26 protein-coding genes and 4 tRNA genes are annotated in these 25,376 nt (G+C 65.8%); 16 read left to right on the plus strand and 14 right to left on the minus strand.

Going from position 1 to position 25,376, the window contains the following annotated elements:
* Positions 1-17: 17 nt before the first annotated feature.
* A complete protein-coding gene (tssJ, locus tag AC1DOQ_RS07555; RefSeq protein ID WP_477361784.1) occupies positions 18-596 on the minus strand; it encodes a type VI secretion system lipoprotein TssJ in 579 nt (192 codons plus the stop codon).
* 190 nt (positions 597-786) lie between these two features.
* On the opposite strand from tssJ, the gene AC1DOQ_RS07560 reads away from it, so the two are divergent.
* The 7 genes from AC1DOQ_RS07560 to tssA all read left to right on the plus strand — a co-directional run bounded on the left by AC1DOQ_RS07560 (position 787) and on the right by tssA (position 8,159).
* On the plus strand, positions 787-1,368 hold the full coding sequence (locus AC1DOQ_RS07560; RefSeq protein WP_477361786.1) for a tetratricopeptide repeat protein: 582 nt from the start codon (positions 787-789) through the stop codon (positions 1,366-1,368).
* A 38-nt stretch (positions 1,369-1,406) separates the two neighbouring features.
* Positions 1,407-1,910, plus strand: a complete 504-nt coding sequence (tssB, locus tag AC1DOQ_RS07565) for a type VI secretion system contractile sheath small subunit (RefSeq protein ID WP_477361788.1) — start codon at positions 1,407-1,409, stop codon at positions 1,908-1,910.
* Complete coding sequence (gene tssC, locus AC1DOQ_RS07570) at positions 1,910-3,406, plus strand: type VI secretion system contractile sheath large subunit (protein WP_477361790.1); 1,497 nt, start codon at positions 1,910-1,912, stop codon at positions 3,404-3,406. Before tssB ends, tssC begins: the two co-directional genes overlap by 1 nt.
* A gap of 31 nt (positions 3,407-3,437) precedes the next feature.
* Positions 3,438-3,929, plus strand: a complete 492-nt coding sequence (locus AC1DOQ_RS07575) for an Hcp family type VI secretion system effector (RefSeq protein ID WP_477361792.1) — start codon at positions 3,438-3,440, stop codon at positions 3,927-3,929.
* A gap of 75 nt (positions 3,930-4,004) precedes the next feature.
* Positions 4,005-4,478, plus strand: coding sequence for a type VI secretion system baseplate subunit TssE (gene tssE / locus AC1DOQ_RS07580; RefSeq protein WP_477361794.1), 474 nt, complete (start codon positions 4,005-4,007; stop codon positions 4,476-4,478).
* Positions 4,463-7,120 (plus strand): type VI secretion system ATPase TssH, encoded by a 2,658-nt coding sequence (tssH, locus tag AC1DOQ_RS07585; RefSeq protein WP_477361796.1) that lies wholly within the window; start codon positions 4,463-4,465, stop codon positions 7,118-7,120. Before tssE ends, tssH begins: the two co-directional genes overlap by 16 nt.
* 10 nt (positions 7,121-7,130) lie before the next feature.
* Positions 7,131-8,159: a type VI secretion system protein TssA gene (gene tssA / locus AC1DOQ_RS07590; RefSeq protein WP_477361798.1), complete on the plus strand. Its 1,029-nt coding sequence runs from the start codon at positions 7,131-7,133 to the stop codon at positions 8,157-8,159.
* Between the two features lie 18 nt (positions 8,160-8,177).
* Here tssA and AC1DOQ_RS07595 read toward each other — a convergent pair whose 3' ends face one another.
* The gene (locus AC1DOQ_RS07595; RefSeq protein ID WP_477361801.1) at positions 8,178-8,732 is read right to left on the minus strand and encodes a phasin family protein; all 555 of its coding nucleotides are present in this window, start codon (positions 8,730-8,732) and stop codon (positions 8,178-8,180) included.
* 54 nt (positions 8,733-8,786) lie between these two features.
* Positions 8,787-8,993 carry a hypothetical protein gene (locus tag AC1DOQ_RS07600; protein WP_477361803.1) on the minus strand — a complete coding sequence of 69 codons (207 nt, stop codon included), beginning with the start codon at positions 8,991-8,993 and terminating at the stop codon, positions 8,787-8,789.
* Positions 8,994-9,098: 105 nt separating this feature from the next.
* On the opposite strand from AC1DOQ_RS07600, the gene cueR reads away from it, so the two are divergent.
* Positions 9,099-9,491, plus strand: a complete 393-nt coding sequence (cueR, locus tag AC1DOQ_RS07605) for a Cu(I)-responsive transcriptional regulator (RefSeq protein ID WP_477361805.1) — start codon at positions 9,099-9,101, stop codon at positions 9,489-9,491.
* Positions 9,492-9,613: 122 nt separating this feature from the next.
* Here cueR and AC1DOQ_RS07610 read toward each other — a convergent pair.
* The 4 genes from AC1DOQ_RS07610 to AC1DOQ_RS07625 all read right to left on the minus strand — a co-directional run bounded on the left by AC1DOQ_RS07610 (position 9,614) and on the right by AC1DOQ_RS07625 (position 10,075).
* Positions 9,614-9,698 (minus strand) — tRNA-Leu (locus AC1DOQ_RS07610).
* 41 nt (positions 9,699-9,739) lie between these two features.
* A tRNA-Leu gene (locus tag AC1DOQ_RS07615) sits at positions 9,740-9,824 on the minus strand.
* 47 nt (positions 9,825-9,871) lie between these two features.
* Positions 9,872-9,956, minus strand: a tRNA-Leu gene (locus AC1DOQ_RS07620).
* A 34-nt stretch (positions 9,957-9,990) separates the two neighbouring features.
* Positions 9,991-10,075: transfer RNA gene (locus AC1DOQ_RS07625), tRNA-Leu, on the minus strand.
* A 302-nt stretch (positions 10,076-10,377) separates the two neighbouring features.
* On the opposite strand from AC1DOQ_RS07625, the gene rnr reads away from it, so the two are divergent.
* The 4 genes from rnr (at position 10,378) to AC1DOQ_RS07645 (ending at position 15,346) form a co-directional block, all read left to right on the plus strand.
* A complete protein-coding gene (rnr, locus tag AC1DOQ_RS07630) occupies positions 10,378-13,035 on the plus strand; it encodes a ribonuclease R (RefSeq protein WP_477361807.1) in 2,658 nt (885 codons plus the stop codon).
* Positions 13,036-13,041: 6 nt separating this feature from the next.
* A complete protein-coding gene (rlmB, locus tag AC1DOQ_RS07635) occupies positions 13,042-13,791 on the plus strand; it encodes a 23S rRNA (guanosine(2251)-2'-O)-methyltransferase RlmB (protein WP_477361809.1) in 750 nt (249 codons plus the stop codon).
* 90 nt (positions 13,792-13,881) lie between these two features.
* Positions 13,882-14,622, plus strand: coding sequence for a serine O-acetyltransferase (cysE, locus tag AC1DOQ_RS07640; RefSeq protein WP_477361811.1), 741 nt, complete (start codon positions 13,882-13,884; stop codon positions 14,620-14,622).
* Between the two features lie 34 nt (positions 14,623-14,656).
* On the plus strand, positions 14,657-15,346 hold the full coding sequence (locus AC1DOQ_RS07645) for a YceH family protein (RefSeq protein ID WP_477361813.1): 690 nt from the start codon (positions 14,657-14,659) through the stop codon (positions 15,344-15,346).
* 9 nt (positions 15,347-15,355) lie between these two features.
* On the opposite strand, the gene AC1DOQ_RS07650 is transcribed toward AC1DOQ_RS07645, so the two are convergent.
* The 7 genes from AC1DOQ_RS07650 to AC1DOQ_RS07680 all read right to left on the minus strand — a co-directional run bounded on the left by AC1DOQ_RS07650 (position 15,356) and on the right by AC1DOQ_RS07680 (position 20,570).
* Positions 15,356-16,132: a hypothetical protein gene (locus AC1DOQ_RS07650; RefSeq protein ID WP_477361815.1), complete on the minus strand. Its 777-nt coding sequence runs from the start codon at positions 16,130-16,132 to the stop codon at positions 15,356-15,358.
* A gap of 4 nt (positions 16,133-16,136) precedes the next feature.
* Positions 16,137-17,129, minus strand: coding sequence for a hypothetical protein (locus AC1DOQ_RS07655; RefSeq protein WP_477361817.1), 993 nt, complete (start codon positions 17,127-17,129; stop codon positions 16,137-16,139).
* A complete protein-coding gene (locus tag AC1DOQ_RS07660; RefSeq protein WP_477361819.1) occupies positions 17,126-17,998 on the minus strand; it encodes an ABC transporter ATP-binding protein in 873 nt (290 codons plus the stop codon). The genes AC1DOQ_RS07655 and AC1DOQ_RS07660 overlap by 4 nt, the downstream gene beginning before the upstream one ends.
* Entirely contained in the window at positions 17,995-18,360 is a 366-nt protein-coding gene (locus AC1DOQ_RS07665) for a GntR family transcriptional regulator (protein WP_477361821.1), read from the minus strand. The genes AC1DOQ_RS07660 and AC1DOQ_RS07665 overlap by 4 nt, the downstream gene beginning before the upstream one ends.
* A 259-nt stretch (positions 18,361-18,619) precedes the next feature.
* Positions 18,620-19,384 (minus strand): UDP-2,3-diacylglucosamine diphosphatase, encoded by a 765-nt coding sequence (locus AC1DOQ_RS07670; RefSeq protein WP_477361823.1) that lies wholly within the window; start codon positions 19,382-19,384, stop codon positions 18,620-18,622.
* A gap of 60 nt (positions 19,385-19,444) precedes the next feature.
* Positions 19,445-19,936 (minus strand): peptidylprolyl isomerase, encoded by a 492-nt coding sequence (locus AC1DOQ_RS07675; RefSeq protein WP_477361825.1) that lies wholly within the window; start codon positions 19,934-19,936, stop codon positions 19,445-19,447.
* A 37-nt stretch (positions 19,937-19,973) separates the two neighbouring features.
* A complete protein-coding gene (locus tag AC1DOQ_RS07680; protein ID WP_477361827.1) occupies positions 19,974-20,570 on the minus strand; it encodes a peptidylprolyl isomerase in 597 nt (198 codons plus the stop codon).
* 239 nt (positions 20,571-20,809) lie between these two features.
* On the opposite strand from AC1DOQ_RS07680, the gene cysS reads away from it, so the two are divergent.
* The 4 genes from cysS to tilS all read left to right on the plus strand — a co-directional run bounded on the left by cysS (position 20,810) and on the right by tilS (position 25,358).
* Positions 20,810-22,207, plus strand: coding sequence for a cysteine--tRNA ligase (cysS, locus tag AC1DOQ_RS07685; protein ID WP_477361829.1), 1,398 nt, complete (start codon positions 20,810-20,812; stop codon positions 22,205-22,207).
* A gap of 15 nt (positions 22,208-22,222) precedes the next feature.
* Positions 22,223-22,879, plus strand: coding sequence for a DNA-3-methyladenine glycosylase family protein (locus AC1DOQ_RS07690; RefSeq protein ID WP_477361831.1), 657 nt, complete (start codon positions 22,223-22,225; stop codon positions 22,877-22,879).
* Positions 22,880-22,956: 77 nt separating this feature from the next.
* Positions 22,957-23,934 carry an acetyl-CoA carboxylase carboxyltransferase subunit alpha gene (locus AC1DOQ_RS07695; protein ID WP_441933827.1) on the plus strand — a complete coding sequence of 326 codons (978 nt, stop codon included), beginning with the start codon at positions 22,957-22,959 and terminating at the stop codon, positions 23,932-23,934.
* Positions 23,931-25,358 (plus strand): tRNA lysidine(34) synthetase TilS, encoded by a 1,428-nt coding sequence (tilS, locus tag AC1DOQ_RS07700; RefSeq protein WP_477361833.1) that lies wholly within the window; start codon positions 23,931-23,933, stop codon positions 25,356-25,358. The genes AC1DOQ_RS07695 and tilS overlap by 4 nt, the downstream gene beginning before the upstream one ends.
* Positions 25,359-25,376 lie beyond the last annotated feature (18 nt).

Raw genomic sequence — 25,376 nt, forward strand, 5'->3', positions numbered from 1 at the left:
GGGAAACCACACAGACTTCATTGACATCGGACAAGCTGCAAGGGCTTGGCCGCGCCGGCCGCGCTGGCGCTCATCGCGCAGGCATGCAGGCCGATCGTCACGCCGCCCTGTTCCGCCTCGGCCGCAGCGAAGGCCAGGCGCCAGCCCTGCGGTTGCGGCGAATGGAAGAGCGCCACCACGCCGAGCCAGCCGGCCTCGCGCGCCAGCTTGTCGTCGAGCTCGAGCTGCTGGCCCGGCACCAGGGTCAGTTCGCGCACGTCGAGCAGGTCGGCGCCCAGGGCCTCGCGCTCGGCCTGCGGTGACAGGAAGGCGGAATAGGGCGCCTGATCGAAGGCAGTGCGCTGGCGCAGCTTGTAGATCCGCACCAACAGGGCCAGCGGCTGGCCGCGCGGGTCGAGGTTCAGGCGTTTGGCGGCATGCAGCCGCAGCGCCACCTTGCGCGGCGGGAGCTGGGCCTCGGGCAGGGGCGGCGGCTTGCGAAGGCCGGCCGTTTCGAGCAGGCCGGCCGGCAGCGGCCCGGGGCCGCCGGCGCAGCCTGCCAACAGCAGGCAAGCGAGCAATCCAGAGGCAGAAGAAGGGATGCGAACAGGAGCCATGGCGTGAGCTTGCCTTTGGTAAATGGACCGACAGCGACATTTAACGGGAACGCCATCCGCATGCGCTGAGCGGGCGCAAGCGTAGCTTCGACCAGGCGCAAGGGCCGGGAAAGCTGGAGTTGACGTCACGCAATTCTTTGACGAAACCTCGCGCCAATAATGGCGCTTGATTTCACCTAGGGAGAGCCAGATGAAGTTCCAACGCTTGATGCCGAGTCTAGTCTGTGTTGCGATCCTGTCCGCTTGCGCCGGCACCGGCCAGGTAGCCAGCACCCCGAAAGCGGCGCCGACCATGACGGCCGCGATGGCCGAAGTCGATGCCGCCGTGATGGCCGGCCAGAACGACAAGGCCTATGCATTGCTGAAGAGCGCCGGCAGCGCCTTCCCGACGGACAAGACGCCGTGGGTCAGGATGGCCCAGATGCGCTTCGACAGCACCGACTACGGCGAAGCCATCGTCAACGCCCTGGAAGCGCTGGAACGCGATCCGGACGACACCCTGGCCAACAGCATCGTCGCCGTCAGCGGCCTGCGCGTGACCAGCAAGGCGTTGGCCGACCTGAGCCAGAAGAACAACCTGAGCGGCAACGTGCGCACCGAGGCCCAGGAACTGGCCAAGCTGCTGCGCACCAGCCTGGGCGAGGAAGTGCTGGTGGCGAACGGCGGCCGTCCCGCCGCGGCGCGGCCCAAGGATGCGCCGGGCAGGAAGGTGATCGCGTCCCCGTCCTCGCCGCGCCCCGCCAGCAACGACCCGTTCGGCGCGCTCAAGTAGCCGCCCGCCCGCACATCCTTCACCTGCCTGGAGCCCACATGCCCAAGAACGAAAGCGTGCAGAAACGCCTGCAGAAAGTGCGCGCGCCGCGCGTGCAGATGACCTACGACGTCGAGATCGGCGACGCCATCGAGAACAAGGAGTTGCCCTTCGTGGTCGGCGTGCTGGGCGACTTCGGCAGCGACCCGGACGCGGCCAAGAAGCGCCTGAAGGACCGCAACTTCGTCAACGTCGACGCCGACAACTTCGATGAAGTGCTGAACGCGGTCGCCCCGGTCGCCAACTTCCGCGTCGAGAACCACCTGTCGCCGGAAGGCGGCGAGTTCGCGGTCAGCCTGCAATTCCGCGAGATGGCCGATTTCCGGCCGGAGTCGGTGGTGCAGCAGGTGGCGCCGCTCAAGGGCCTGCTGGACGCGCGCAGCAAGCTGGCCGACCTGCGCAACAAGCTGGCCGGGAACGACAAGCTGGAAGACATCCTGAACGACGTGCTGACCAACACCGAAAAGCTGGACAGCCTGCGCAAGACCAGGGAGGAGAAATAATGGCAGCGATCCTGGAAACGGCGGCCGGCGCCGAGGCAGCCGGCGCACTCGAACTGGACACCGGCCTGCTCGACCAGATCGTCGAGCAGAGCCGGGTGGCGAAGTCCAGCAGCGAGCACGAACGCGCGCGCGACATCATCTCGGAACTGGTGACCCAGGTAATGGAGGGCACCATGGTCATCTCCAGCAACCTGTCGGCGACCATCGACGCCCGCCTGGCGGAGCTGGACCGCATGATCTCGAGCCAGCTGTCCGCCATCATGCACGCGCCCGAGTTCCAGAAGCTCGAGCGCAGCTGGACCGGCCTGAACTACCTGGTCCGAAACACCTCGACCAGTACCAACCTGCAGATCCGCATGCTGAACGCGACCAAGCGCGAACTGGTGAAGGACTTCCAGTCGGCCCTGGAGTTCGACCAGAGCAGCCTGTTCAAGAAGATCTACGAAGAGGAATTCGGCACCTTCGGCGGCGCGCCCTACGGCGCCCTGATCGGCGATTTCGAGATCAGCCGCCAGCCCGAAGACATCTACTTCCTGGAGCAGATGTCGCACGTGGCCGCGGCCAGCCACGCGCCCTTCATCACCTCCAGCGCGCCGGAACTGTTCGGCATCGAGAGCTTCGGCGATCTCGGCAGGCCGCGCGACCTGGCCAAGATCTTCGACACCGTCGAATACGCGAAGTGGAAGGCCTTCCGCGAGTCCGAGGATTCGCGCTACGTCGGCCTGACCCTGCCGCGCTTCCTCGGCCGCCTGCCGTACAACCCGATGGACGGCATGGCCACCGAAGGCTTCAACTTCGTCGAGGACGTGGACGGCAGCGACCACCAGAAATACCTGTGGTGTAACGCCGCCTACGCCTTCGCCACCAAGCTGACCAAGGCCTTCGAGGACTTTGGCTGGTGCGCGGCGATCCGCGGCGTCGAGGGCGGCGGCCTGGTCGAGAACCTGCCGACCCATACCTTCAAGACCGACGAGGGCGAGGTCGCGCTGAAGTGCCCGACCGAGCTGGCGATCACCGACCGCCGCGAAAAGGAGCTGTCGGACCTCGGCTTCATCTCGCTGGTCCACTGCAAGAACACTTCCTACGCTGCCTTCTTCGGCGCCCAGTCGGCCCAGAAACCGCGCAAGTACGCCAACGACGCCGCCAACGCCAACGCGCTGCTGTCCTCGCAGCTGCAGTACATCTTCGCGGTCTCGCGCATCGCCCACTACATGAAGGCCATGATGCGAGACAAGATCGGCAGCTTCGCGGCCGCCTCCAACGTCGAGGATTACCTGAACCGCTGGCTGACCCAGTACGTGCTGCTGGACGATAACGCCAGCCAGGAGCAGAAGGCCCAGTTCCCGCTGCGCGAAGCCAGCGTGCAGGTGGCGGAGGTGCCGGGCCGGCCGGGCGTCTACCGCGCGGTGTCCTTCCTGCGTCCCCATTTCCAGCTCGACGAGCTGTCCGTTTCGCTCCGACTGGTCGCGGAGTTACCGCAATCGACCAAATCCTGATTCATCCACCAACCAGAAAATGGAGTAAAAGATGGCAATTGACGTGTACCTGCAAATTGACGGCATCAAGGGCGAATCGGCGGACGACAAGCACAAGGACTGGATCGAGTGCAAATCGGTGAACTGGGGCGTGATCCAGCCGAAATCGGCGACCTCGTCGACCGGCGGCGGCCACACCGCCGAGCGCTGCGAGCATTCCGAGATCGCGATCACCAAGCTTGCCGACCTGGCCTCGCCGGTGCTGCTGCAGACCTGCTCGTCCGGCAAGACCATCCCCAAGGCCAAGATCGAGTTCATGCGCGCGGACGGCCAGGGCGAACGGGTCAAGTACTTCGAGATCGAACTCGAGAACGTGTTGATCGGCTCGATCCAGCCGGGCGTGTCGGAAGGCGATTTCATGCACGAGAACGTCGGCCTGAAGTTCTCGAAGGTGAAGTGGAAGTACACCCAGCAGAAGATCGGCGGCGGCGCCGGCGGCAATACCTCCGGCGGCTGGGACCTGTCCTCGAACAAGGTGGCCTGACACCCACGTGATTGCCGCGCTCCGTTGCCAGCGCGCTTGCCGCGGCCTCGTGCCGCGGTCTTTTTTGGAGGAGTCATGACCGCCTTCGTCCCCGGCCTGCTGGACCGCCTGATGCCCGATGCCGGCGGCGCGTCCCGCCTCGGCATCGAACAGCTCAAGGACAGCCTGGCGCGCGACATCGAAGCCCTGCTCAACACCCGCCTCGGCTTCCCGCCGGGGCGTTTCGACGCCTTCCCCGAGACCCGTTCCTCGATCCTGAATTACGGCCTGGTCGACTTTGCCGGCTTCTGCCTGTCCAGCAGCGAGGACCGTGCCGCCATCTGCGCCAGCCTGAAGGACGCGATCGAACGCCACGAGCCGCGCCTGAAGAACGTCAGCGCCACGCTCGAGCGCGACGCCGGCGGCGTGAACCGCCTCAACTTCGTCATCCACGCCACGCTGCAGGTGGCGGACGGCATCGAGCCCGTCAACTTCAACGCCGTACTCCAGCCTTCGAGCCTGCGCTACGAAATCGCGAACGAAAGGAAAAGACGATGGACATCAATCTGAAGACCCTGATCGGCAAGCTGAACGACACCACCCGGGCGGCGGCCACGCGTGCGGCCGGCATCTGCGTCGGCTTCGGCCAGTACGAGGTCGACATCGAGCACCTGTTCCTGGCCTTGCTGGAGCAGCCGGCCAGCGACTTCGTGGTGGCCGCGCGCGCCGCCGGCATCAGCCTGACGGCCCTGGAAACCGACCTGCGCAAGGAAGTCGAGCGCCTGCCCGGCGGCAGCGGCCGCACGCCGGTGTTCTCGCGTCATCTGCCGGTCCTGTTCGAACACGCCTGGCTGATCGCCTCGCTGGGCCAGCCGGCGCCCGGCCAGGAACAGCGCATCCGCAGCGGCCACCTGCTGCTGGCGCTGCTGGCCGAACCGGGCCTGGCCCAGCTCGCGCAGCGTGCGTCCGGCTGCTTCATGGCGTTCCCGCTGGACCGCCTGAAGCATGATTTCGACGAGCTCACGCGCGCTTCCTGCGAGGCGCCGGCGCTGTTCCAGGCGCCGGCCCCGCAGGCCGCGGGCGGCGGCGATCCGGTCGGCGAATTGCAATCGGGTGCGCCGGGCCGCACGCCGGCGCTCGACCAGTACACGACCTGCCTGACGGCGCGTGCGCGCGACGGCAAGGTCGATCCGGTGATCGGGCGCGATGCCGAGATCCGGCAAGTGATCGACATCCTGATGCGGCGGCGCCAGAACAACCCGATCCTGACCGGCGAGGCCGGCGTCGGCAAGACCGCCGTGGTCGAAGGCCTGGCCCTGCGCATCGCCGAAGGCGAGGTGCCCGACGTGCTGCGCGGCGTGGAGATCCACACCCTCGACATGGGCCTGCTGCAGGCCGGCGCCAGCGTCAAGGGCGAATTCGAGAACCGCCTGAAGAACGTGATCGAGGAGGTCGGCAAAAGCCTGCATCCGGTCATCCTGTTCATCGACGAGGCCCACACCATGATCGGGGCGGGCGGCGCGGCCGGCCAGAACGACGCGGCCAACCTGCTCAAACCCGCGCTGGCGCGCGGCGAACTGCGCACCATCGCCGCCACCACCTGGAGCGAGTACAAGAAGTATTTCGAGAAGGACGCCGCACTGGCGCGCCGCTTCCAGGTGGTGAAGGTCGAGGAGCCGGACGAAGACACCGCCTGCGCCATGCTGCGCGCGATGGCGCCGTTGATGGAGCGCCACTTCGGCGTGCGCATCTTCGACGAGGCGATCCGCGAAGCGGTACGGCTGTCGCACCGCTACATCAGCGGTCGCCAGCTGCCGGACAAGGCGATCAGCGTACTCGATACCGCCTGCGCCAAGGTGGCTCTCGGCCAGAAGGCGACGCCGGCGGCGCTGGAGGAAGCGACCCGCGGCGTCGAGCGCCTGGATGCCCGCGTCAAAGCGCTGGTGCGCGAGGAAAGCGGCGGCGCCGATCACGCGGCCCTGCTGAAGGAACTGCGCGCCGAACGCGAGGCCGGCCTGAAGGAGCAGGAACGCCTGCGCAGCCAGTGGGACCGCGAGCAGGCATTGTCGGCCGACATCCACGCCATGCGCGCGCGCCTGGAAGCCGGGCAGTCCAGCGACAGCCCGGCGCTGCAGGCGCTGGTCAAGCAGCTGCGCACCCTGCAGGGCGAGACGCCGCTGGTGCCGCTGCAGGTGGATGGCCACACGGTGGCCGGCATCGTCGCCGGCTGGACCGGCATCCCGCTGGGCCGCATGGTGAAGGACGAGATCCGCACCGTGATGAACCTGCAGGGCATGCTGGACGAGCGCATCCTCGGCCAGGGTCACGCCAGCGGCATCGTCGCCCAGCGCGTGCGCACCGCGCGCGCCAACCTCGAAGACCCGAACAAGCCGAAGGGCGTGTTCCTGTTCGTCGGCAGCTCGGGCGTCGGCAAGACCGAGACCGCACTGGCCCTGGCCGACCTGCTGTATGGCGGCGAGCGCAAGCTGGTCAGCATCAATATGAGCGAATACCAGGAAGCGCACAGCGTGTCCGGCCTGAAGGGCTCGCCGCCGGGCTATGTCGGCTATGGCGAGGGCGGGGTGCTGACCGAGGCGGTGCGCCGCAATCCCTACAGCGTGGTGCTGCTCGACGAAGTGGAGAAGGCCCACGGCGACGTGCTCGAACTGTTCTTCCAGGTCTTCGACAAGGGCGTGCTGGACGATGCCGAAGGGCGCCAGATCGACTTCCGCAACACCATCATCATCCTGACCTCGAACGCGGCCTCCGCGCAGATCATGCAGGCCTGCCTGAACAAGCCGGCGGCGGAGCGCCCGACGCCGGCGCAGTTGTCGGAACTGATCCGGCCCGCCCTGATGAAGCACTTCAAGCCGGCCTTCCTCGGGCGCTTGACGGTGGTGCCGTTCTATCCGATCGACGGCGAGGTCCTGGCCGGCATCATCCACCTCAAGCTGGAGCGCATCAAGGCGCGGGTAGCCGCCAACCACAACGCCAGCTTCCAGTACGACGACGCGCTGGTGGCCGCCGTGCTGGCGCGCTGCACCGAGGTCGATTCGGGCGCGCGCAACGTCGACACCATCCTGAACGGCACGCTGCTGCCGGAGATCGCCGACAACGTGCTGGCGGCGATGGCGGCCGGCGGCGGGGTCAGGGCGATCAAGGTCGGCGCCACCAGGGGCGGCAAGATCAAGTACGCCGTCGAACCGGCTTGAGGAGGGAAGCATGCTGAACATGGAAAAGCTGCTGGCGCCGGTGAGCGAAGGCCGGCCCTGCGGCGAGGACCTGGCCTTTTCGCGCGAGATCGACGACATCGTGCGTGCGCGCCAGGCCGACGACCCGTCGATCGAGCAGGGCGCCTGGGTCATGGACCTCAAGGAGGCCGACTGGAAGTTCGTGGCGAAGCAGTGCGCCCAGCTGATCGAACGGCGCAGCAAGGACCTGCAACTGGCGGTCTGGCTTGCCGAGGCCGAGGCCCGCACCAGCGGCCTGGGCGGCCTGGCCGACAGCCTGGTCCTGATCGCGGCCCTGTGCGACCGCTACTGGGACGGCCTGTATCCGCTGCCGGACGAGGACGGCCACGAGCGGCGCATCGGCAACCTGGCCTGGGTGGCAGCGCGCGTCGCACCGCTGCTGCGCGAGATCCCGCTGACGGAAGGCCAGGGCGGCCAGCCCGGCCATGCGCTGCGCGATTTCGACGTCGCTCGCATGCACGGCGGCGACGAACTGGCCAGGCTGGAGACCGCAAAAGCGCGCACCAGCCCCGCCTTCTACGAAGCCCTGCTGCGCGACTGCGAGCACTGCGCCGGTGTACTCGAGCGGATCGAGCACAGCGTCGATGCGCGCCTGGGCGTGGACGGGCCGAGCTTCAGCGCCGCCAAGTCCGGCCTGCAAAGCGTGATGCTGTTCGTGAAGCCGATGGCGAAGGAGGGTGGGGCGGCGCCGTCCGCGGCCAGCCGGGCGGCATCCGCTGCGCCGGCCGCGGGCGCAGTCGCGTTACCGGCGCCGATGGCCGGCGTGGAAGTCGCGGGCGGGCCGCTGCAATCGCGCGCCCAGGCCCTGGCCCAATTGCGCGAGGTCGCCGAGTTCTTCCGACGCACCGAGCCGCACAGCCCTGTCGCCTATCTGGCGGACAAGGCCGCGCACTGGGGCGAACAGCCCCTGCACGTGTGGCTGCGGTCGGTGGTGAAGGACGATGCCTCGTTCGCCCACATCGAGGAGATGCTGGGCGTCGCGCCGCAGCCGAAGGGCTGACGGCGCGAAAGGCGGGACTCAGGTCTTCGGCGCCTGGCCGGAGGCGGCGGCCAGTTGCGAGGTGGCGCGCGCAACCTGCTCCTCGACCCGGCGCATGGCTTCGCGGGTCGACATGGTCACCTGTTCATAGCCCTGGAAGGCGTTGTCGATCGCCGCCTTGATGATCTCGACCGCGTTTTCCTGGCCCGGCTTGACGTTCTGGGTGACGTCGTAGATCAGCGCCGACAGGGTATTCTTCGCTTCGACCAGATGGGTGTCGGCGGCCTGCTGGAAGTCGTTCTGGATGTCGGCGACGATCTGGCGCAGCTGTTCGCCGTAGGCCTGGGCATCCTGCACGCCCGGCTGCAGGCGCGCCTGCAGGCTGTCGATCGCCGCCTTCGGATCGTTCGCCTGGCTCATCTGGCGGCTGGCGGCCAGCGCGTTGTCCATCGAATTCTTGGCGGTGGCCATGTTCAGCGCCACCACCTGTTCGACGCCCTGCACGGCCTTGCTGGCCAGGGCATTGAAGGTCTGCACCTGCAGGTCGAACAGGGTCTTGGTGGCGTTGGCGAATTGTTCTGGGTTTGTGAACATCGGTATCTCCTCGGTTGGTTTTCCTGCGGCGTACTCAATGTTTTGCTTTTTACATTATTTCTCGGTCTTGCGTATTTCGCAACGTGCGTCGCGGTAGGGCCCGGCGAATTTCTCCCAGCCCGGGCCGAGCGGTGTCTGCGAACAGGCCAGGGCGCCGGTACTCTTGCTGCGCCACTGGTACCAGGGCGCGGGCGCGGCGTTCAGGACGGCGGGGCTGGCCAGGGCCAGGCCAAGCAGGGTAATAAGAAGCGTCTTCGACATATGCCGAGCTTGACCTGCCCGGCGCCCCAAGTCAAGCATGGAAGCGGGGCTTGACCTTCCCACGATGGGAAGGTGTATTCTGTGGCAAACATGGAAGGAGGCGAGATGTTGAATATCGGCGAAGCGGCGCAGGCATCGGGCGTATCGGCCAAGATGATCCGTCATTATGAATCGATCGGCCTGCTGCCGGCGGCAAAGCGCACGGCCTCCGGCTACCGCGTCTACGGCGAGCAGGAAGTCCGCATGCTGCAGTTCATCCACCGCGGACGCGAACTCGGCTTCCCGCTGGAGAAGATCGCCGACCTGCTCGCCCTGTGGCGCGACCAGGGACGCGCCAGCGCCGACGTGCGCGTCCTGGCCCAGCAGCACATCGCCGAACTGAATCGCAAGATCGAGGAACTGCAGGCCATGAAGCGCACCCTCGAGACGCTGGCCCATTCCTGCCACGGCGACCAGCGCTCGGACTGCCCGATCCTGGACGACCTGGCGACCCACTGAGCGGCCGCGGATGCGCAGAACGCAGAAACGCAAAACGCCGCAATCCTTTTGCAAAGATTGCGGCGTTTTGCGCCGGGGATCATCTTGCGATGAGCCGGAGGCTTTTACAAGCCGGTAGCATTTGGTGCCCACGGAGGGACTCGAACCCCCACACCTCGCGGCACATGGACCTGAACCATGCGCGTCTACCAATTCCGCCACGTGGGCATATCAAACAACAGGGTACAACGAACAACGACGGTAGCATTTGGTGCCCACGGAGGGACTCGAACCCCCACACCTCGCGGCACATGGACCTGAACCATGCGCGTCTACCAATTCCGCCACGTGGGCATAACAAACAACCGGTACAACAGTACAGCCTACAACAAGGTAGCTTTTGGTGCCCACGGAGGGACTCGAACCCCCACACCTCGCGGCACATGGACCTGAACCATGCGCGTCTACCAATTCCGCCACGTGGGCATATCAACCACCATGAATCCTGCAAGACCGGCTTTGGTGCCCACGGAGGGACTCGAACCCCCACACCTCGCGGCACATGGACCTGAACCATGCGCGTCTACCAATTCCGCCACGTGGGCCGGGTCTTGCAATCATCGCTCGACGTTGCCGTCGAATTCCGCTACGATATCAGGCTTTGCCGATTTGCGCTAGACCAACTTTCGTTTGGTTTTTGCGCCGGCCGCATCCTTCGCAGCATCCTCGCTTTTGGCTGTGCCGTTTGCGAAGAGAGCGAAAGTATAGCGGATGAATGGCAAAAGTCAAAGTCCCCTCGGCAGGATCCCGCAGCACGCTTGGAAGGGCGGCGTTAGGCGAATACCCCGGTCCTCCGTTACACTACGCCTGTCAAGGTGTCAATCCAACCAATATTGCGCCGCTTGCAATGCACCGGCGCGCCACAGGCTCAACAAGAATAGAAGACGATTTGAAGCACCCAACCTATACCATTCCAAGCCGCGAGGAGATTCTCGGCGTTTTCCGCGATGCCAAGGGGCCGCTCGACAGCGGCGCGCTGGCACGTGCCCTGCAAGTCGATCCCGAAGCGGAAGGCGTACTCACGCGCCGCTTGAATGCGATGGAGCGCGACGGCCAGATCCGCTCGAATCCCGCCGGCCAGTTCGCACTGACGGACCATTCGAGCTTCATCTCGGGCCGCGTCAGCGCCCACCGCGACGGCTTCGGCTTCGTGATTCCCGACGAACCCGGCGACGACCTCTTCCTGCCCGATAAGGAAATGCAGAAGGTCCTGCACGGCGACAAGGTGCTGGCGCGCGTGGTCGGCACCGACCGCCGCGGCCGTCCCGAAGGCACGATCGTCGAAGTCACCGAGCGCGCGAATACCCACATCATCGGCCGCCTGCTGCAGGAAAACGGCGTATGGATCGTCGCCCCCGAAGACAAGCGCATCTCCCAGGATATTCTGGTGGAGGGCTCGCCGGGCAAGGCGAAATCGGGTCAGGTGGTCAGCGTCGAACTGCTCGAGCAGCCTTCGCGCTTCCGCCAGCCGATCGGCAAGGTGGTCGAGGTGCTCGGCGAGCTCGACGACCCAGGCATGGAGATCGAGATCGCGGTCCGCAAATTCGGCGTGCCGCACGTGTTCTCGCCGGCCGCGCTGAAGCAGGCCAACAAGCTGCCGAACGAAGTGCGCGACAGCGACCTGGCCGACCGTGTCGACCTGCGCGACGTGCCGCTGGTGACCATCGACGGCGAAGACGCGCGCGACTTCGACGATGCGGTCTACTGCGAACCGGTCAAGATCGGCCGCGCCAAAGGCTACCGCCTGCTGGTGGCGATCGCCGACGTCAGCCACTACGTGAGGCCGGGCGACGGTCTCGACGGCGACGCGATCGAGCGCTCGACCTCGGTCTACTTCCCGCGCCGCGTGATCCCGATGCTGCCGGAGAAGCTGTCGAACGGCCTGTGCTCGCTGAACCCGGCCGTCGACCGCCTCTGCCTCGTGTGCGACATGGTCGTCACCGCCGCCGGCGAAGTCACGGCCTACCAGTTCTATCCGGCCGTGATGCACTCGGCGGCGCGCCTGACCTATAACGAAGTGGCCGCCATCCTCGGCAATACCAGCGGTCCGGAAGCAGGGCGCCGTCCCGGCATCGTGCCGCACCTGCTGAACCTGAACGAAGCATTCCGTTCGCTGCTGCAGGCCCGCCAGTCCCGCGGCGCGATCGACTTCGAGACCACCGAGACCTATATCGTCTGCAATGCGATGGGCAAGATCGAAAAGATCATCCCGCGCACCCGCAACGACGCGCACCGCCTGATCGAGGAATGCATGCTGGCGGCGAACGTCTGCGCGGCCGACTTCCTGATCCGCCACGACCAGCCGAGCACCTTCCGTATCCACGCGGTGCCGACCGAGGAAAAGCTGAACCAGCTGCGCACCTTCCTGAAGCAGGTCGGCCTGAACCTGGGCGGCGGCAACAAGCCGGAAGCCCGCGACTATGCCGAACTGATGCAGAAGATCAAGGAGCGTCCGGACGCGACCCTGCTGCAGACCATGCTGCTGCGCTCGATGCAGCAGGCGGTCTACAGCCCGGACAACGTCGGCCACTTCGGCCTGGCCTATGAGCACTACGCTCACTTCACCAGCCCGATCCGCCGCTATCCCGACCTGCTGACCCACCGCGCGATCAAGGCTGTCCTGCTGGGCAAGAAGTACGAGCCCACGAATATCGACCTGTCCAGGCTGAACACCACGGTGTCGAACGCGACCCGCAAGCAGCAGGCCAAGGACAAGGCCGCCGGCACGCAGAAGGATCCGAAGGACCTGACGGTCTGGGACGCGCTGGGCGTGCACTGTTCGGCCAACGAGCGCCGCGCCGACGAAGCCTCGCGCGACGTCGAGAACTGGCTCAAGTGCTACTACATGAAGGACCGCCTGGGCGAGGAATTCACCGGCGTGATCTCGGGCGTGACCCCGTTCGGCATCTTCGTCCAGCTCGACGAGCTGTTCGTCGAGGGCCTGGTCCACGTGACCGGCCTGGGCCAGGATTATTTCGAGTACGACGAAGCCCGCCACGAGCTGCGCGGCAAGAACAGCGGCCAGGTGTACGCGCTGACCGGCCAGGTGACCGTGCAGGTGGCGCGCGTCGACCTCGAAGCGCGCAAGATCGACCTGGTGCTGGCCGAAACCAAGGCCGAGAAAGGCACGCCGGCGCCGCTGGAGCGGGCCCGCAGCGCCGCGCTCGACGCGATGGAGCCGAAGCCGCCGCGCCGCCGCAAGGCAAGGCAGGCCGCGAACGCCGCCGGCGCCGTGCCGGCCTCGCCGCAGCAGGTGCACGGCATGAAAGGCGATCCGCCGGTGCCGCCGGATTTCAGCGCCAGCGACGAGAGCGAGGACGACATCGTCTTCGTGCCGCCGACGCGCCGGAACGCCAAGCGCGCGCCGAAGAAAGCGGCCGACAAGCCGGCTGCGAAGCCGGCAACGAAGCCGGCCGCAACGAAGGCCGCAGCAAAACAGAGCGCTCCCCGCAAGAGCGCCGCCAAGGCCCCCAGGGCCACGTCCAAAACCAGTAAAAAGAAGTAAGCATCAATGAAAAATAAAATGATTTTCGGCTTCCACGCGGTCACTTCGCGGCTGCGCCACGAAGCCCAATCGGTGGAAGAGATCTTTGTCGACGCCGGCCGCAACGATCGCCGCATGACCGACCTGATCGCCCACGCCAAGCAGCACGGCGTGCGCGTGATGCCGGTCGATGCAGAGCGCCTCGACAAGATCGTCGGCACCCGCCGCCACCAGGGCGTGATCGCCTTCGCCAGCCAGCTCTCGCTGGCGCGCAACCTGGACGAGCTGCTGGATGCGGTGGACGGTCCGCCGCTGCTGCTGATCCTGGACGGCATCACCGATCCGCACAACCTGGGCGCCTGCCTGCGCGTGGCCGACGGCGTCGGCGCGCATGCCGTGATCGCGCCGAAGGACCGTTCGGTCGGCCTGAATGCCACCGCGGCCAAGGTCGCCAGCGGCGCGGCCGAAACCGTGCCTTACATCACCGTGACCAACCTGGCGCGCACCATGCGCGACCTGAAGGACCGCGGCATCTGGCTGATCGGCACCTCGGACGACGCCGACAAGGGCCTGTACGAAGGCGACTTCACCGGCCCGACCGCGCTGGTCATGGGGTCGGAAGGCGAGGGCATGCGCCGCCTGACGCGCGAAACCTGCGACATGCTGGTCAGCATCCCGATGTTCGGCTCGGTCGAGAGCCTGAACGTCTCGGTCGCCTCGGGCGTCTGCCTGTACGAGGCACGCCGCCAGCGCCTGGCGCTGGAGCCGAAGCAATAAGAACACTCGTCGTGCCGGGCAATGCCAGGAACGACGGCAAATCATCGGCGGCATAAGCAAATACCGGCTGAATAAGCTACCATTCGGCCTATGTTTTTTTCCAAGCTGCGCGAAGATATCCAGAGCATCATCGAACGTGACCCGGCCGCCCGCAACGGCTGGGAGGTGCTCACCTGCTACCCCGGCCTGCATGCGGTCGTCATGCATGGCTGGGCGCATGCCTGCTGGCAGGCCGGCCTGAAATGGCTGGGCCGTTTCATCTCCTACATCGCCCGCATCATTACCGGTATCGAGATCCACCCCGGCGCCACCATCGGTCGCCGGGTCTTCATCGACCACGGCTTCGGCGTGGTGATCGGCGAAACCGCCGTGGTCGGCGACGACTGCACCATCTACCAAGGGGTCACGCTCGGCGGCACCACCCTGGTGGCCGGCACCAAGCGCCATCCGACGCTCGAGAGCGGCGTGATCGTCGGCGCCGGCGCCCAGGTGCTGGGCGCTTTCACGGTCGGCGAGTACGCGAAGATCGGTTCGAACGCGGTGGTGGTCAAGCCGGTGCCCGGCGGCGCCACTGCGGTCGGCAACCCGGCCCACATCGTGCGCAAGGAAGACCAGGCAAGGAGCGCGCAGATGTTCGCGGCCTACGGCGTCACGCCGAACGGCGACGATCCGCTGTCGAAGGCCCTGCGCAACCTGATCAACCACGTGGCCCAGCAGGACGAACAGATCGAGCGCCTGTGCTCGACCATCAAGGCGGCCGGCATCTCCTGCGCCGGCATCGCAGAAAACGACAAGCTCGACCAGGCGCAGTTGAATCGCCTGGTCGAATGAGTAACTGAAACTACTCGAATGAGCAGATGAGCAGATGAGCGAAAACAGCGATATCCCCGGCAGCTTCGACCCCGCATCGGATCTGGATCCCAACGAAATCCGCGTACTGGCCGTGCTTGCCGAGAAAGAAGCGCTCACGCCGGACAACTACCCGATGTCGCTGAACGCGGTGATGAACGGCTGTAACCAGCTGTCCAGCCGCGATCCGGTCATGCAGCTGTCCGAGGACGTGGTCCACGACACCCTGCAGCGCCTCATGCAGCGCAAGCTGGTGGGCAGCATGTCCCAGGCCGGCGCGCGCGTGATCAAGTACGAACACCGCATGCGCATCAAGTGGTCGCTGGAGCAGGACAAGGTGGCGGTGCTGACCGTGCTGATGCTGCGCGGCCTGCAGACCGCCGGCGAGATCCGCACCCGCAGCGGCCGCCTGCACGAGTTCAAGTCGGTGGCCGAGGCCGAGAGCGCGCTGCAGTTCCTGATCGATAAATACCCGCCCCTGGTGGTGCGCCTGGAGCGTGCGCCCGGCACCAAGGAGCCGCGCTACGGCCAGCTGCTGGGCGGCGAGATCGACGTCGCGCGCGCGGATGCGGGCGGCGCTTCCGCTGGATCGGGTGCGGCGTCCGGCGGCCGTATCGGCCCGCTGGAGCAGGAAGTGGCCGCGCTGCGCAGCGAGATCGACGAACTCAAGGCGCAGTTCGCTGCCTTCCGCCAGCAGTTCGAATAAGTCCGGACCTTACGGCGCCGTATCCTTCGCGGCCGGCGGCGCGAATTCCAGCTCGACGATCGCGTCATTGCTCCAGCTGGTATCGCCGATCGGCAGCTTGAAGCGCTTGCCCTCGGTCTTCAGCGCCATGCTGCGCTCGCCGTCGCGCAGGGTGGCCGCGCTCAGCTTTGCCGACGCATCGTGCGACCAGGTCCGGTCGCCGCCCTTCGGCGTCTCGCCCTTGAACCACGAGCACCAGTCGGTGGTCAGCAGGAAGCCGTTGATCAGGCCATTGACCCAGAACGGGATCTCTTCCTTGGCAATCGCGATCTTGACCTGGCAATCGAGGCGGACGTCGCCCATCCGGTAGCGGTTGTCGGCCAGCCCCGGGCTGCGCACATAGGTCTGGAAACGGGCCTGGCGCTTCTTGCGGTTGAGGACCATCTCGGCCTTGGCGTCGTAGGCCGCCTCGTTGCGCGGCACCGTAAAGCGCAGGTCCTGGTCGAGGCTCAGCGGAATCGAGAACTCGTCGGCGGCGATGCGCGCCACCAGCGGCTCGTCGCCCAGCGCCTTGCCGCTGCGCGCTTCAACCTGGAAGCGCAGCTGCGGCACATCCGGCGCCAGCGCATGCAGCTCGTCGAACTTGTCCAGTCCGGCCACCACCGCGCGATAGCTGTGCAGCTCGGGGTTCCTGATGGCGTTGACGTGGACGGTGCGCGTGTCGTCCTTCTCGGGTTCCGCCGCCCCGGCGGGGACGGCGGCGCAGCCCAGCACGGCGGGCAGCAGGAAGATGGCAGGGCGCAGCATCGCCTCAGCCCTCGTCGCGCCAGCGGCGCAGGCGGATCGCAGCGAAGATCATGGCGGCGCCGCACAGCGCGCCGATCCAGGCCTGGGCGGTGGCGAGGGTCATCCACGAGGCTTCGAACAGGACCTGCACGTCCGGACCCTGGGCGTTCTGGTGCATGCCGGGCGGGATGCCGCCGGTGAAGCTGAACCAGATGCCGGGCACGATGCCGGTCAGCAGGCGGGCGACGATTTCCTGGGCCAGCGGCATGATGTTCAGCGGCGAGCCCGAGAAGTTCTCCAGCGTGTAGCTGATCCACTTCACCAGCAGCAGGGTGATCAGCGGCACGCCGACCGCCCACAGGAAGGGCTTGGTCCTGGCCCAGCACGACACCAGCAGCAACCAGCCGATGGTCGGCAGCGCCCACACCACGTAGACCGGCAGCAGGGCGGCCAGGCGCAGCGGCTGCAGGTAGAGGTCCGGCTGGGTCAGGATGGTGCCGCCCAGGTGGACGCCGCCGATCGCCATGGCGACGCAGCCGACCAGCAGCAGGGCCAGCGAGGCGACCACGGCGAAGGCGATCGAGATCACCGGCGCCACGCACAGCGCGGTGACGGCCTTCGACAGCACCGTCATGGCGTCCGATACCGGCAGCGATTTCCAGAACAGGATGCTGCGGTCGCGGCGCTCGTCGTACAGCGCGCCCAGGCAGTAGAAGAACACGACGAAGGTCAGGATCAGGAACAGCGGCGAACCGGCGGCGATGTACATGCCGCTCGCGACTTTCGCCACCATTGCGCGCGACTCGGCCGGCATCGCCGCGGCGAAGGCGCCGCTGCTCACGGCCTGGCCGTTGACGTGGACGATGCCGGGCGCGCCGTGCACGGCCATCCCGTAGATCATGGTGCCGCCGACCAGCAGCACCAGCAGCGCGGAGACGATCGCGGGCGCCCAGAACATCGAGCCCTTGTGCTCCCAGAACTCGCGGCGGAGCAGCCATTTCATGGTCATGGTGTTCATGCGTAGCTTCCTTTCATGGTCGCGACGAACAGGTCGGCGACGCTGGGATTGCGGGTTTCGCCGAGGGCGGCGAGCTGCTGGCGCGAGGCGCTGCCCGGCGCGGCCGAATCGAACAGCATCACGGCCTTGCCGAACACGGTGCGGCGGTCGATCGGCGAGAGGGCGTTGGCGGCGCTGATCTTGTCGTGCGAGACCATCACCTCGACGTAACGCTCGCCGATCTCTTCCATCGAGGCGGCCAGCACGATCTTGCCTTCGCGGATGAACATCAGGTCGGTCAGGATGTGCTCGACCTCCTCGACCTGGTGGGTGGTGATGACGATGGTCTTGTGCTCGTCAAAATAGTCTTCCAGCAGGTTCTGGTAGAACTGCTTGCGGTAGAGGATGTCCAGGCCCAGGGTCGGCTCGTCCAGTACCAGCAGCTTGGCCTCGATCGCCATCACCAGGGCCAGGTGCAGCTGCACGATCATGCCCTTCGACATCTCCTTGACCTTCATCGTCGGCTTCAGCGAGGTCGCGGCGATGTAGCGCTCGGCCTTGGCGCGGTTGAAGCGCGGGTGTACGCCCTGCACGAAGTCGATCGCATCCTTTACGCGCATCCAGCGCGGCAGGATGGCGACGTCGGCGATGAAGCAGACGTCCTGCATCAGGTCGTCGCGCTGGGTGCGCGGGTCGAAGCCCAGCACCGACAGCTCGCCGTCGAAGGGGATCAGGCCGAGGGCGGCCTTGAGGGTGGTGGTCTTGCCCGAACCGTTCGGGCCGATCAGGCCGACGATGCGGCCGGCGGGGATCTCGAAGTCGATGCCGTCGACGGCGACGCGCTTGCCGTAGCGCTTGGACAGGCCGCGGGCGGAGAGGACGGCGTTCATGCCTGGCCTCCGTGCTCGCTGCTGAGCAGCTGGTCGACGTCCAGGCCGAGCAGGCGGATGCGCTCCAGCATCGCCGGCCATTCCTCGCGCAGGAAGCGCTCCCTTTCGCTTGCCAGCAGTTTTTCGCTGGCGCCTTCAGTGACATACATGCCGATCCCCCTTCTTTTTTCTACTAAGTTATCGTCGACCAGTTCCTGGTAAGCCTTCGAGACCGTGATCGGGTTCAGCTGGTACTCGGCGGCGATCTGCCGTACCGAGGGCAGCGGATCGCCGGCCTTGAGCACGCCGTCGAGCATCATCCCGATCACCCGGTCCTTCAATTGCCGATAAATCGGCGCATTGTCATTCCAGCCGATTGTCATTGCCGGCTCCTTGTTCTTGCGATGCAGCCTGGACATCCATGTCTGCCTCCTCGTTGATGGGGCACTACTTCGGTGATGTATTGAAGTGGTGTTGTAGTGAAGTATAACACCAGTTCGCACCCTGTCAACACAGTTGTTGAACGTTCTCGTTCAGGGGAGGTAGCGCGCTGCGCGGGCACGCGGCAGGAGTTAGTCCGAAAGGCCCAGTGTACGAATACTGTTGCCCTCGATGCAAGCTGGGATTTTTGTCAGGCAGGTGTCAGATCGGCTGGCCGTCGAGGCCGTAACGGGTGATGCGGCCGTCCGCATCGATCGCGATCCAGCCGCCGCGCGCCGGTTCGGCATCCACTTCCCAGTCGGGCAGCACGTAGCGGCGCCGGCCGGTCGCCGGGTCGGCATGCAGGGCGGGGCGGTGGGTATGGCCGTGGATGATGATGTCGGCGCCGGTGGCTTCGTGCAGGGCCGCCACCGCATCCGGCGTGACGTCCATGGTCTCGTAGGATTTCTCGCCATGGGCTTGGCGGCTGCCTTCGCGTAGGCCGGCGATGATGGCCTTGCGCTGCGCCAGCGGCATGGCCAGGAACTGCTGCTGCCAGGCCGGGTCGCGTACCTGGGCGCGGAAGGCCATGTACTTGAGGTCGCCGGTGCACTCGGCGTCGCCGTGGACCAGGGCAACTTTCATGCCCTTGAAGCTGGCCACGTGGGGTTCGGCCAGCAGGCTCAGGCCGGCGGCGCGGGCGAAGTCCCGGCCGACCAGGAAGTCGCGGTTGCCGGCCATCCAGTAAATCGCCACGCCGGCGTTGGACAGGGCGCGCAGGGCGTCGGCGACGCGCTGGTGGAAGGGCGTGGCGATGTCGTCGTCGCCGGCCCAGTATTCGAAAATGTCGCCGAGCAGGTAAAGCGATTCGGCGTGGGAGGCGTGCTCGGCCAGGAAGCGGAAAAAGGCTTCGGCCGTGTGCGGATGCGATTCCTGCAGGTGCAGGTCGGAAATGAAAAGCGCAAGCGTGCGCGCGGGACTGTTCATCGGATTAACGGTGGACGGGTCCCACGCGCCTTGCTTGAATAAACTGCTTAAACTACTGGATTAGACGACTTCGGCTTTTTCGATGATCACCGCTTCGGTCGGCACGTCCGAGTGCATGCCCGAGCGGCCGGTCTTGACGGTGTTGATCTGGTCGACCACGTCCTGGCCTTCGACGACCTTGCCGAACACGGCATAGCCCCAGCCGTCCTGGCCCGGGTAGTTCAGGAAGTCGTTGTTCTTGGTGTTGATGAAGAACTGGGCCGAGGCCGAGTGCGGGGCCATGGTGCGCGCCATCGCGATGGTGTACTTGTCGTTCTTCAGGCCGTTCTTGGCTTCGTTCTCGACGGTCTTGTCGGCCGGCTTCTGGCTCATGTTCGGCTCGAAACCGCCGCCCTGGATCATGAAGTCCTTGATCACGCGGTGGAAGATCGTGTTGGTGAAGTGACCCTGGTTGACGTATTCAACGAAGTTGGCAACGGTCTTCGGCGCCTTGGCGTCGTCGAGTTCGATCTTGATGTTGCCCTTGTTGGTGGTCATGAGTACGGTGGTCATGGTTTGTCCTGTGCCTTATTGTTAAGAGTTCCGTATTTTACTGCGCTTTGAGGATGGTCGCGGACTTGATCACGACCGGTGTCACCGGCACGTTCTCCATGCCGCGCACGTCGTCGACCAGCACGCCCTTGATCTTGTCGACCACCTCCTGTCCCTTGACGACCTTGCCGAACACCGTATAGCCGGAGCCGTTCATGTTCGGATAGTCGAGGCCGGGGTTGTCGACCACGTTGATGAAGAACTGCGAGGTGGCGGTGTCCGGGTTCGATTCGCGCGCCATCGCGACGGTATAGGCAGCGTTCGACAAGCCGTTGTCCGATTCGTTCTTGATCGGTGGACGGGTCTTGCGGCCGTTCAGCTTGGCGTCCATGCCGCCGGTCTGGATCATGAAGCCGTCGATCACGCGGTGGAAGATCAGGTCCTTGTAGAATCCCGCCTTGACGTACTTGAGGAAGTTGTCGACCGTCTTCGGCGCTTTTTCCGGGTTCAGCTCCAGCACGATCTCGCCCATCGTGGTTTTCAGCGAGACCTGCGGATCGGCTGCCCAGGCCGCCGTCGACAGCAGCAGGGCGCCGGCAGCGGCGGCCGCCACGCGGGCCAGCAGGCGGGTAGGGGACGGTTTCGTGATGTGCATCGTGGCTTCCTCTCTGTGGGCAAACGCAAAGTGATGTCAAGACTTTTGCAGAAAAATAAACCTGAGGCATATGCGGCCAGTCAGGATTTTATCAATGCTATACTTTGCGATGGACTGTTGATTTTATCAAAGTTACAGCGGAATCAAGTCCTGACGGTCGCGACAGGGTTACATCCCGGCACGCTGCCCCGCAGCCGTGCGTCCGAGCGTCAAGCTCCAACCATCCAGAACACCATCCGATGAGCCAACTAAAGATTTACAACACGCTCGCGCGTGACAAGCAGGTATTCGTTCCCAAGCAACCCGGCAAGATCAGCATGTACGTGTGCGGGATGACGGTCTACGATTACTGCCACGTCGGTCACGCCCGGATGATGATGGCGTTCGACGTGATCTACCGCTGGTTCAAGGCCTCGGGCTACGAGGTCAAGTATGTCCGCAACATCACCGACATCGACGACAAGATCATCAAGCGTGCCGTCGACAACGGCGAAACCATGTCCCAGCTGACCACCCGCTTCATCAAGGCGATGGACGAGGACACCGCCGCCCTCGGCATCCTGCAGCCGGACTTCGCGCCGCGTGCCACCGAGCACGTGCCGCACATGCTGTCCATCATCGAGAAGCTGGAAGAAAAAGGCCTGGCCTACCAGGGCGAGGACGGCGACGTCAACTACGCCGTGCGCGAATTCTCCGGCTACGGCAAGCTGTCCGGCAAGTCGCTGGACGACCTGCGCGCCGGCGAGCGCGTCGACGTCAATACCGGCAAGCGCGATCCGCTCGACTTCGTGCTGTGGAAGGCCGGCAAGGAATCCGAGCCGGCGGAAGCCAAGTGGGATTCGAAATGGGGCGTCGGCCGCCCGGGCTGGCACATCGAGTGCTCGGCCATGTCCTGCGCGCTGCTGGGCGAGCACTTCGACATCCACGGCGGCGGCGCCGACCTGCAATTCCCCCACCACGAGAACGAGATCGCCCAGTCGGAAGGCGCTTTCGGCCCGCCGATGGCAAATTACTGGGTCCACAACGGCTTCGTGCGCGTCGATAACGAAAAGATGTCCAAGTCGCTGGGCAATTTCTTCACGATTCGCGACGTGCTGAAGAAATACGATGCCGAAGTGATCCGCTTCTTCATCCTGCGCGCCCACTACCGCAGCCCGCTGAATTACTCGGACGTCCACATCGACGATGCCAGGAGCGCGCTGACCCGCCTGTACACGGCCCTGGCGGACGTGGACCTTGGCGGCGAGAAGGCCGAAGTCGACTGGGAAGAGGCGCATGCGCTCCGTTTCCGCGAAGCGATGGACGACGATTTCAACACCCCGCTGGCGGTGGCCGAGCTGTTCGACCTGGCGTCCGAAGTGAATCGCAGCAAATCCGTCAAGGATGCGCGCCAGCTGAAGGCCCTGGCTGGCGTGCTGGGCCTGCTCGAGCGCTCGCCCCAGGAATTCCTGCGCGCCGGTACCCCGGGCGAAGGAGGCATGGACGAGGCCGCGATCGATGACGCCATCGCGCGCCGCGCCGCCGCCAAGAAGGCGCGCAACTTCGCCGAGGCCGACGCCATCCGCGCCCAGCTGACGGCCGCCGGCATCGTGCTCGAAGACAAGCCCGACGGCACGACCAACTGGCGCCGCGCCTGAGCGGCACGATCCGGCATGGCACTTTCCAAGGACCTCATGGGCTCGGCCCCGACATTGCCCGACGTCCCGCCTTACTGGGCGGAGGCGAAGGCCGAGCTCATGCAGCGGGACCGCATCATGAACAAGCTGATCCCGCAGTTCGGCGACATGCACCTGCGCGGCCATCCGGACCCGTTCACGACCCTGGCCCGCTCGATCGTCGGCCAGCAGGTCACGGTCAAGGCCGCGGAAGGCGCCTGGCTCAAGCTGCGCGAACTGTGTCCGAAGATGACGCCCGCCCAGGTGATCAAGGCCGGCGCGGAGCAATTGTCCGCTTGCGGACTCTCGAAACGCAAGACCGAATACATCCTCGACCTGGCCGACCACTTCAAGGCCAAGCGGGTCCATGCCGACCTGTGGTCGCAGATGGATGACGAGGCGGTGATCGCCGAGCTGGTCCGCATCCGCGGCATCACCCGCTGGACAGCGGAGATGTTTTTGATATTTAATCTGCTCAGGCCGAACGTCCTCCCGCTCGACGACGCCGGCCTGATCCAGGGCATCAGCCAGAATTATTTTTCGGGCGAACCCGTATCGCGCAGCGATGCGCGCGAAGTGGCGGCCAACTGGGAACCCTGGCGGACCGTTGCCACTTGGTATTTATGGCGCAGTTTGGACCCGATTTCCGGATAATTTCCGGTTAGAATAGCGCCCTTGCCGCCGCAGGACCGGTCGATCCCGGTCGCGGCCACGAACAACCCGGAGGTACAATGAGTAAAACAACTTTCCTCAGTTTTGAACAGCCGATCGCCGAGCTCGATTCCAAAATTGAAGAGCTGCGCTTCGTGCAGGACGATTCGGCTGTCGACATCTCGGAAGAGATCGACCGCCTGGCCAAGAAGAGCCAGCAACTGACGAAAGACATCTACGCCAAGCTGACGCCATGGCAGGTTTCCCAGATCGCGCGCCACCCGCAACGTCCGTATACGATGGACTACGTGAACGCGATCTTCACCGATTTCCATGAGCTGCACGGCGACCGTACCTTCGCGGACGACCAGTCCATCATCGGCGGCCTGGCCCGTTTCAACGGCCAGGCCTGCATGGTGATCGGCCACCAGAAGGGCCGCGACACCAAGGAACGCGCGATGCGCAACTTCGGCATGCCGCGTCCGGAAGGCTATCGCAAGGCGATGCGCCTGATGAAGCTGGCCGAGAAGTTCAACCTGCCGATCTTCACTTTCGTCGACACGCCGGGCGCTTTCCCGGGCATCGACGCCGAAGAGCGCGGCCAGTCCGAAGCGATCGGCCATAACCTGTACGTCATGGCCGAACTGAAAGTGCCGCTGATCGCCACCATCATCGGCGAAGGCGGTTCGGGCGGCGCGCTGGCGATCGCCGTCGGCGACGCCGTGCTGATGCTGCAGTACGCGACCTACTCGGTGATCTCGCCGGAAGGCTGCGCCTCGATCCTGTGGAAGACCTCGGAGCGCGCGGCCGACGCCGCCGACGCCCTCGGCCTGACCGCCCACCGCCTGAAGGCCATCGGCCTGATCGACAAGATCGTCAGCGAACCGCTGGGCGGCGCCCACCGCGACCCGGCCGCCATGGCCCAGGGCCTGAAGCGCGCGCTGGCCGACACCCTGCGCCAGTTCCAGGGCATGAAGACCAAGGATCTGCTGGAAGCCCGTCACGCGAAGCTGATGGCTTACGGTAAATTCAAGGAAACCCTGCCGCGCGAAGAGTGAGTTCCCGTAAGAACGGACCGGACGACGACGCCGGTCCGGCCGCCCTTGCCGCGGCGTCCTTTGCGCAGGCGGTCGACAGCCTGCGCGCAGAACATTCCCCGTCCTCCATCGCGGTCGCCCTCAGCGGCGGCCTCGATTCCATGGTCCTGCTGCATCTGGCGCACCAGGCCGCCAGTGCCGCCGGCCTGCCGCTGTTCGCCTTCCACGTCCACCACGGCCTGAGCCCGAATGCCGATGCCTGGCGCGCGCATTGCGCGGATGCGGCGGCCGCGCTGGGCGTGACCTTCGACCATCGGGACGTCACGGTGGAGAAGGGCAAGAGCGGCGTCGAGGCGGCGGCCCGCAAGCAGCGCTACGCGGCGCTGGGCGAGATGTGCCGCGCCCATGGCGTCGACCTGCTGCTGACCGCCCACCACCTCGACGACCAGGCCGAGACCGTGCTGCTGCAACTGATGCGCGGCTCCGGTCCGGCCGGCCTGTCCGGCATGGATGCATCCAACCGCGCACCGACCCTGCTCGGCGACGAGCGGCTGGTGATGGCGCGTCCGCTGCTGGCGGTGGCGCGCGCCGAACTGGAAGCGTTCGCCGCGGCGCAGCAGATCGCCTGGGTCGAGGATGAATCCAACAGCGATCCCCGCTACGCCCGCAACGCGCTGCGCCACCAGGTGATGCCGGTGCTGGCCCAGGCCTTCCCGGGCTTCCAGCGCCGCATCGCGCGCAGCGGCGCCCATGCGTCTTCGGCCCAGCGCCTGCTGGACGAGCTGGCCGAACAGGATCTGGCAGCCTGCCTGGTGGACGAGGGCCTCGACCTGGCACGCCTGCGCAACTTCAGCCGCGACCGCGTCAACAACCTGCTGCGCCACTGGTTCTCGGTACGCCACCTGGGCATGCCCTCGACCGCCTGGCTGGAGCAGATGGTGGCGCAACTGCTGTCGGCGCGCGAGGATGCGCAACCGCTGGTCTCGCATCCGGAAGTCGATGCACGCCGCTACCGCGACCGCCTCTACCTGGTGCCGAAGCAGAAGGACCTGGCCGGCCTGCGCGACCCCGACGACGAAGGCATCATCGTCAAACATGCCCAGGCCTTCCGCTGGAACGGCGAGCCCAGCATCGCCTTCCCGGACTACGGCGGGGTGCTGCATTTCGATGTGGCCGATAGCGGGCTGGAGGCGGACTGGCTGCGCGGCCGCCCGCTGGAAATCGACTTCCGCAAGGGCGGCGAGCGCCTGAAGCTGGCGCCGAACCGTCCGACCCGCGGCCTGAAACAGCTGTTCCAGGCGGCCAATGTGCCGGTATGGGAACGTTCGCGCCTGCCGATCGTCTGCGCCGGTTTCGACCTGCTGTTCGCCGCCGGCCTGGGAATGGATTGCCGACACGTCAAACAAGGGGAAGGGCGCATCGCCCTGCGCTGGCAAGCCCTGTAAAGGTGGGCGGAAAGCGCT

Source organism: Massilia sp. 01N417 (assembly GCF_056399645.1).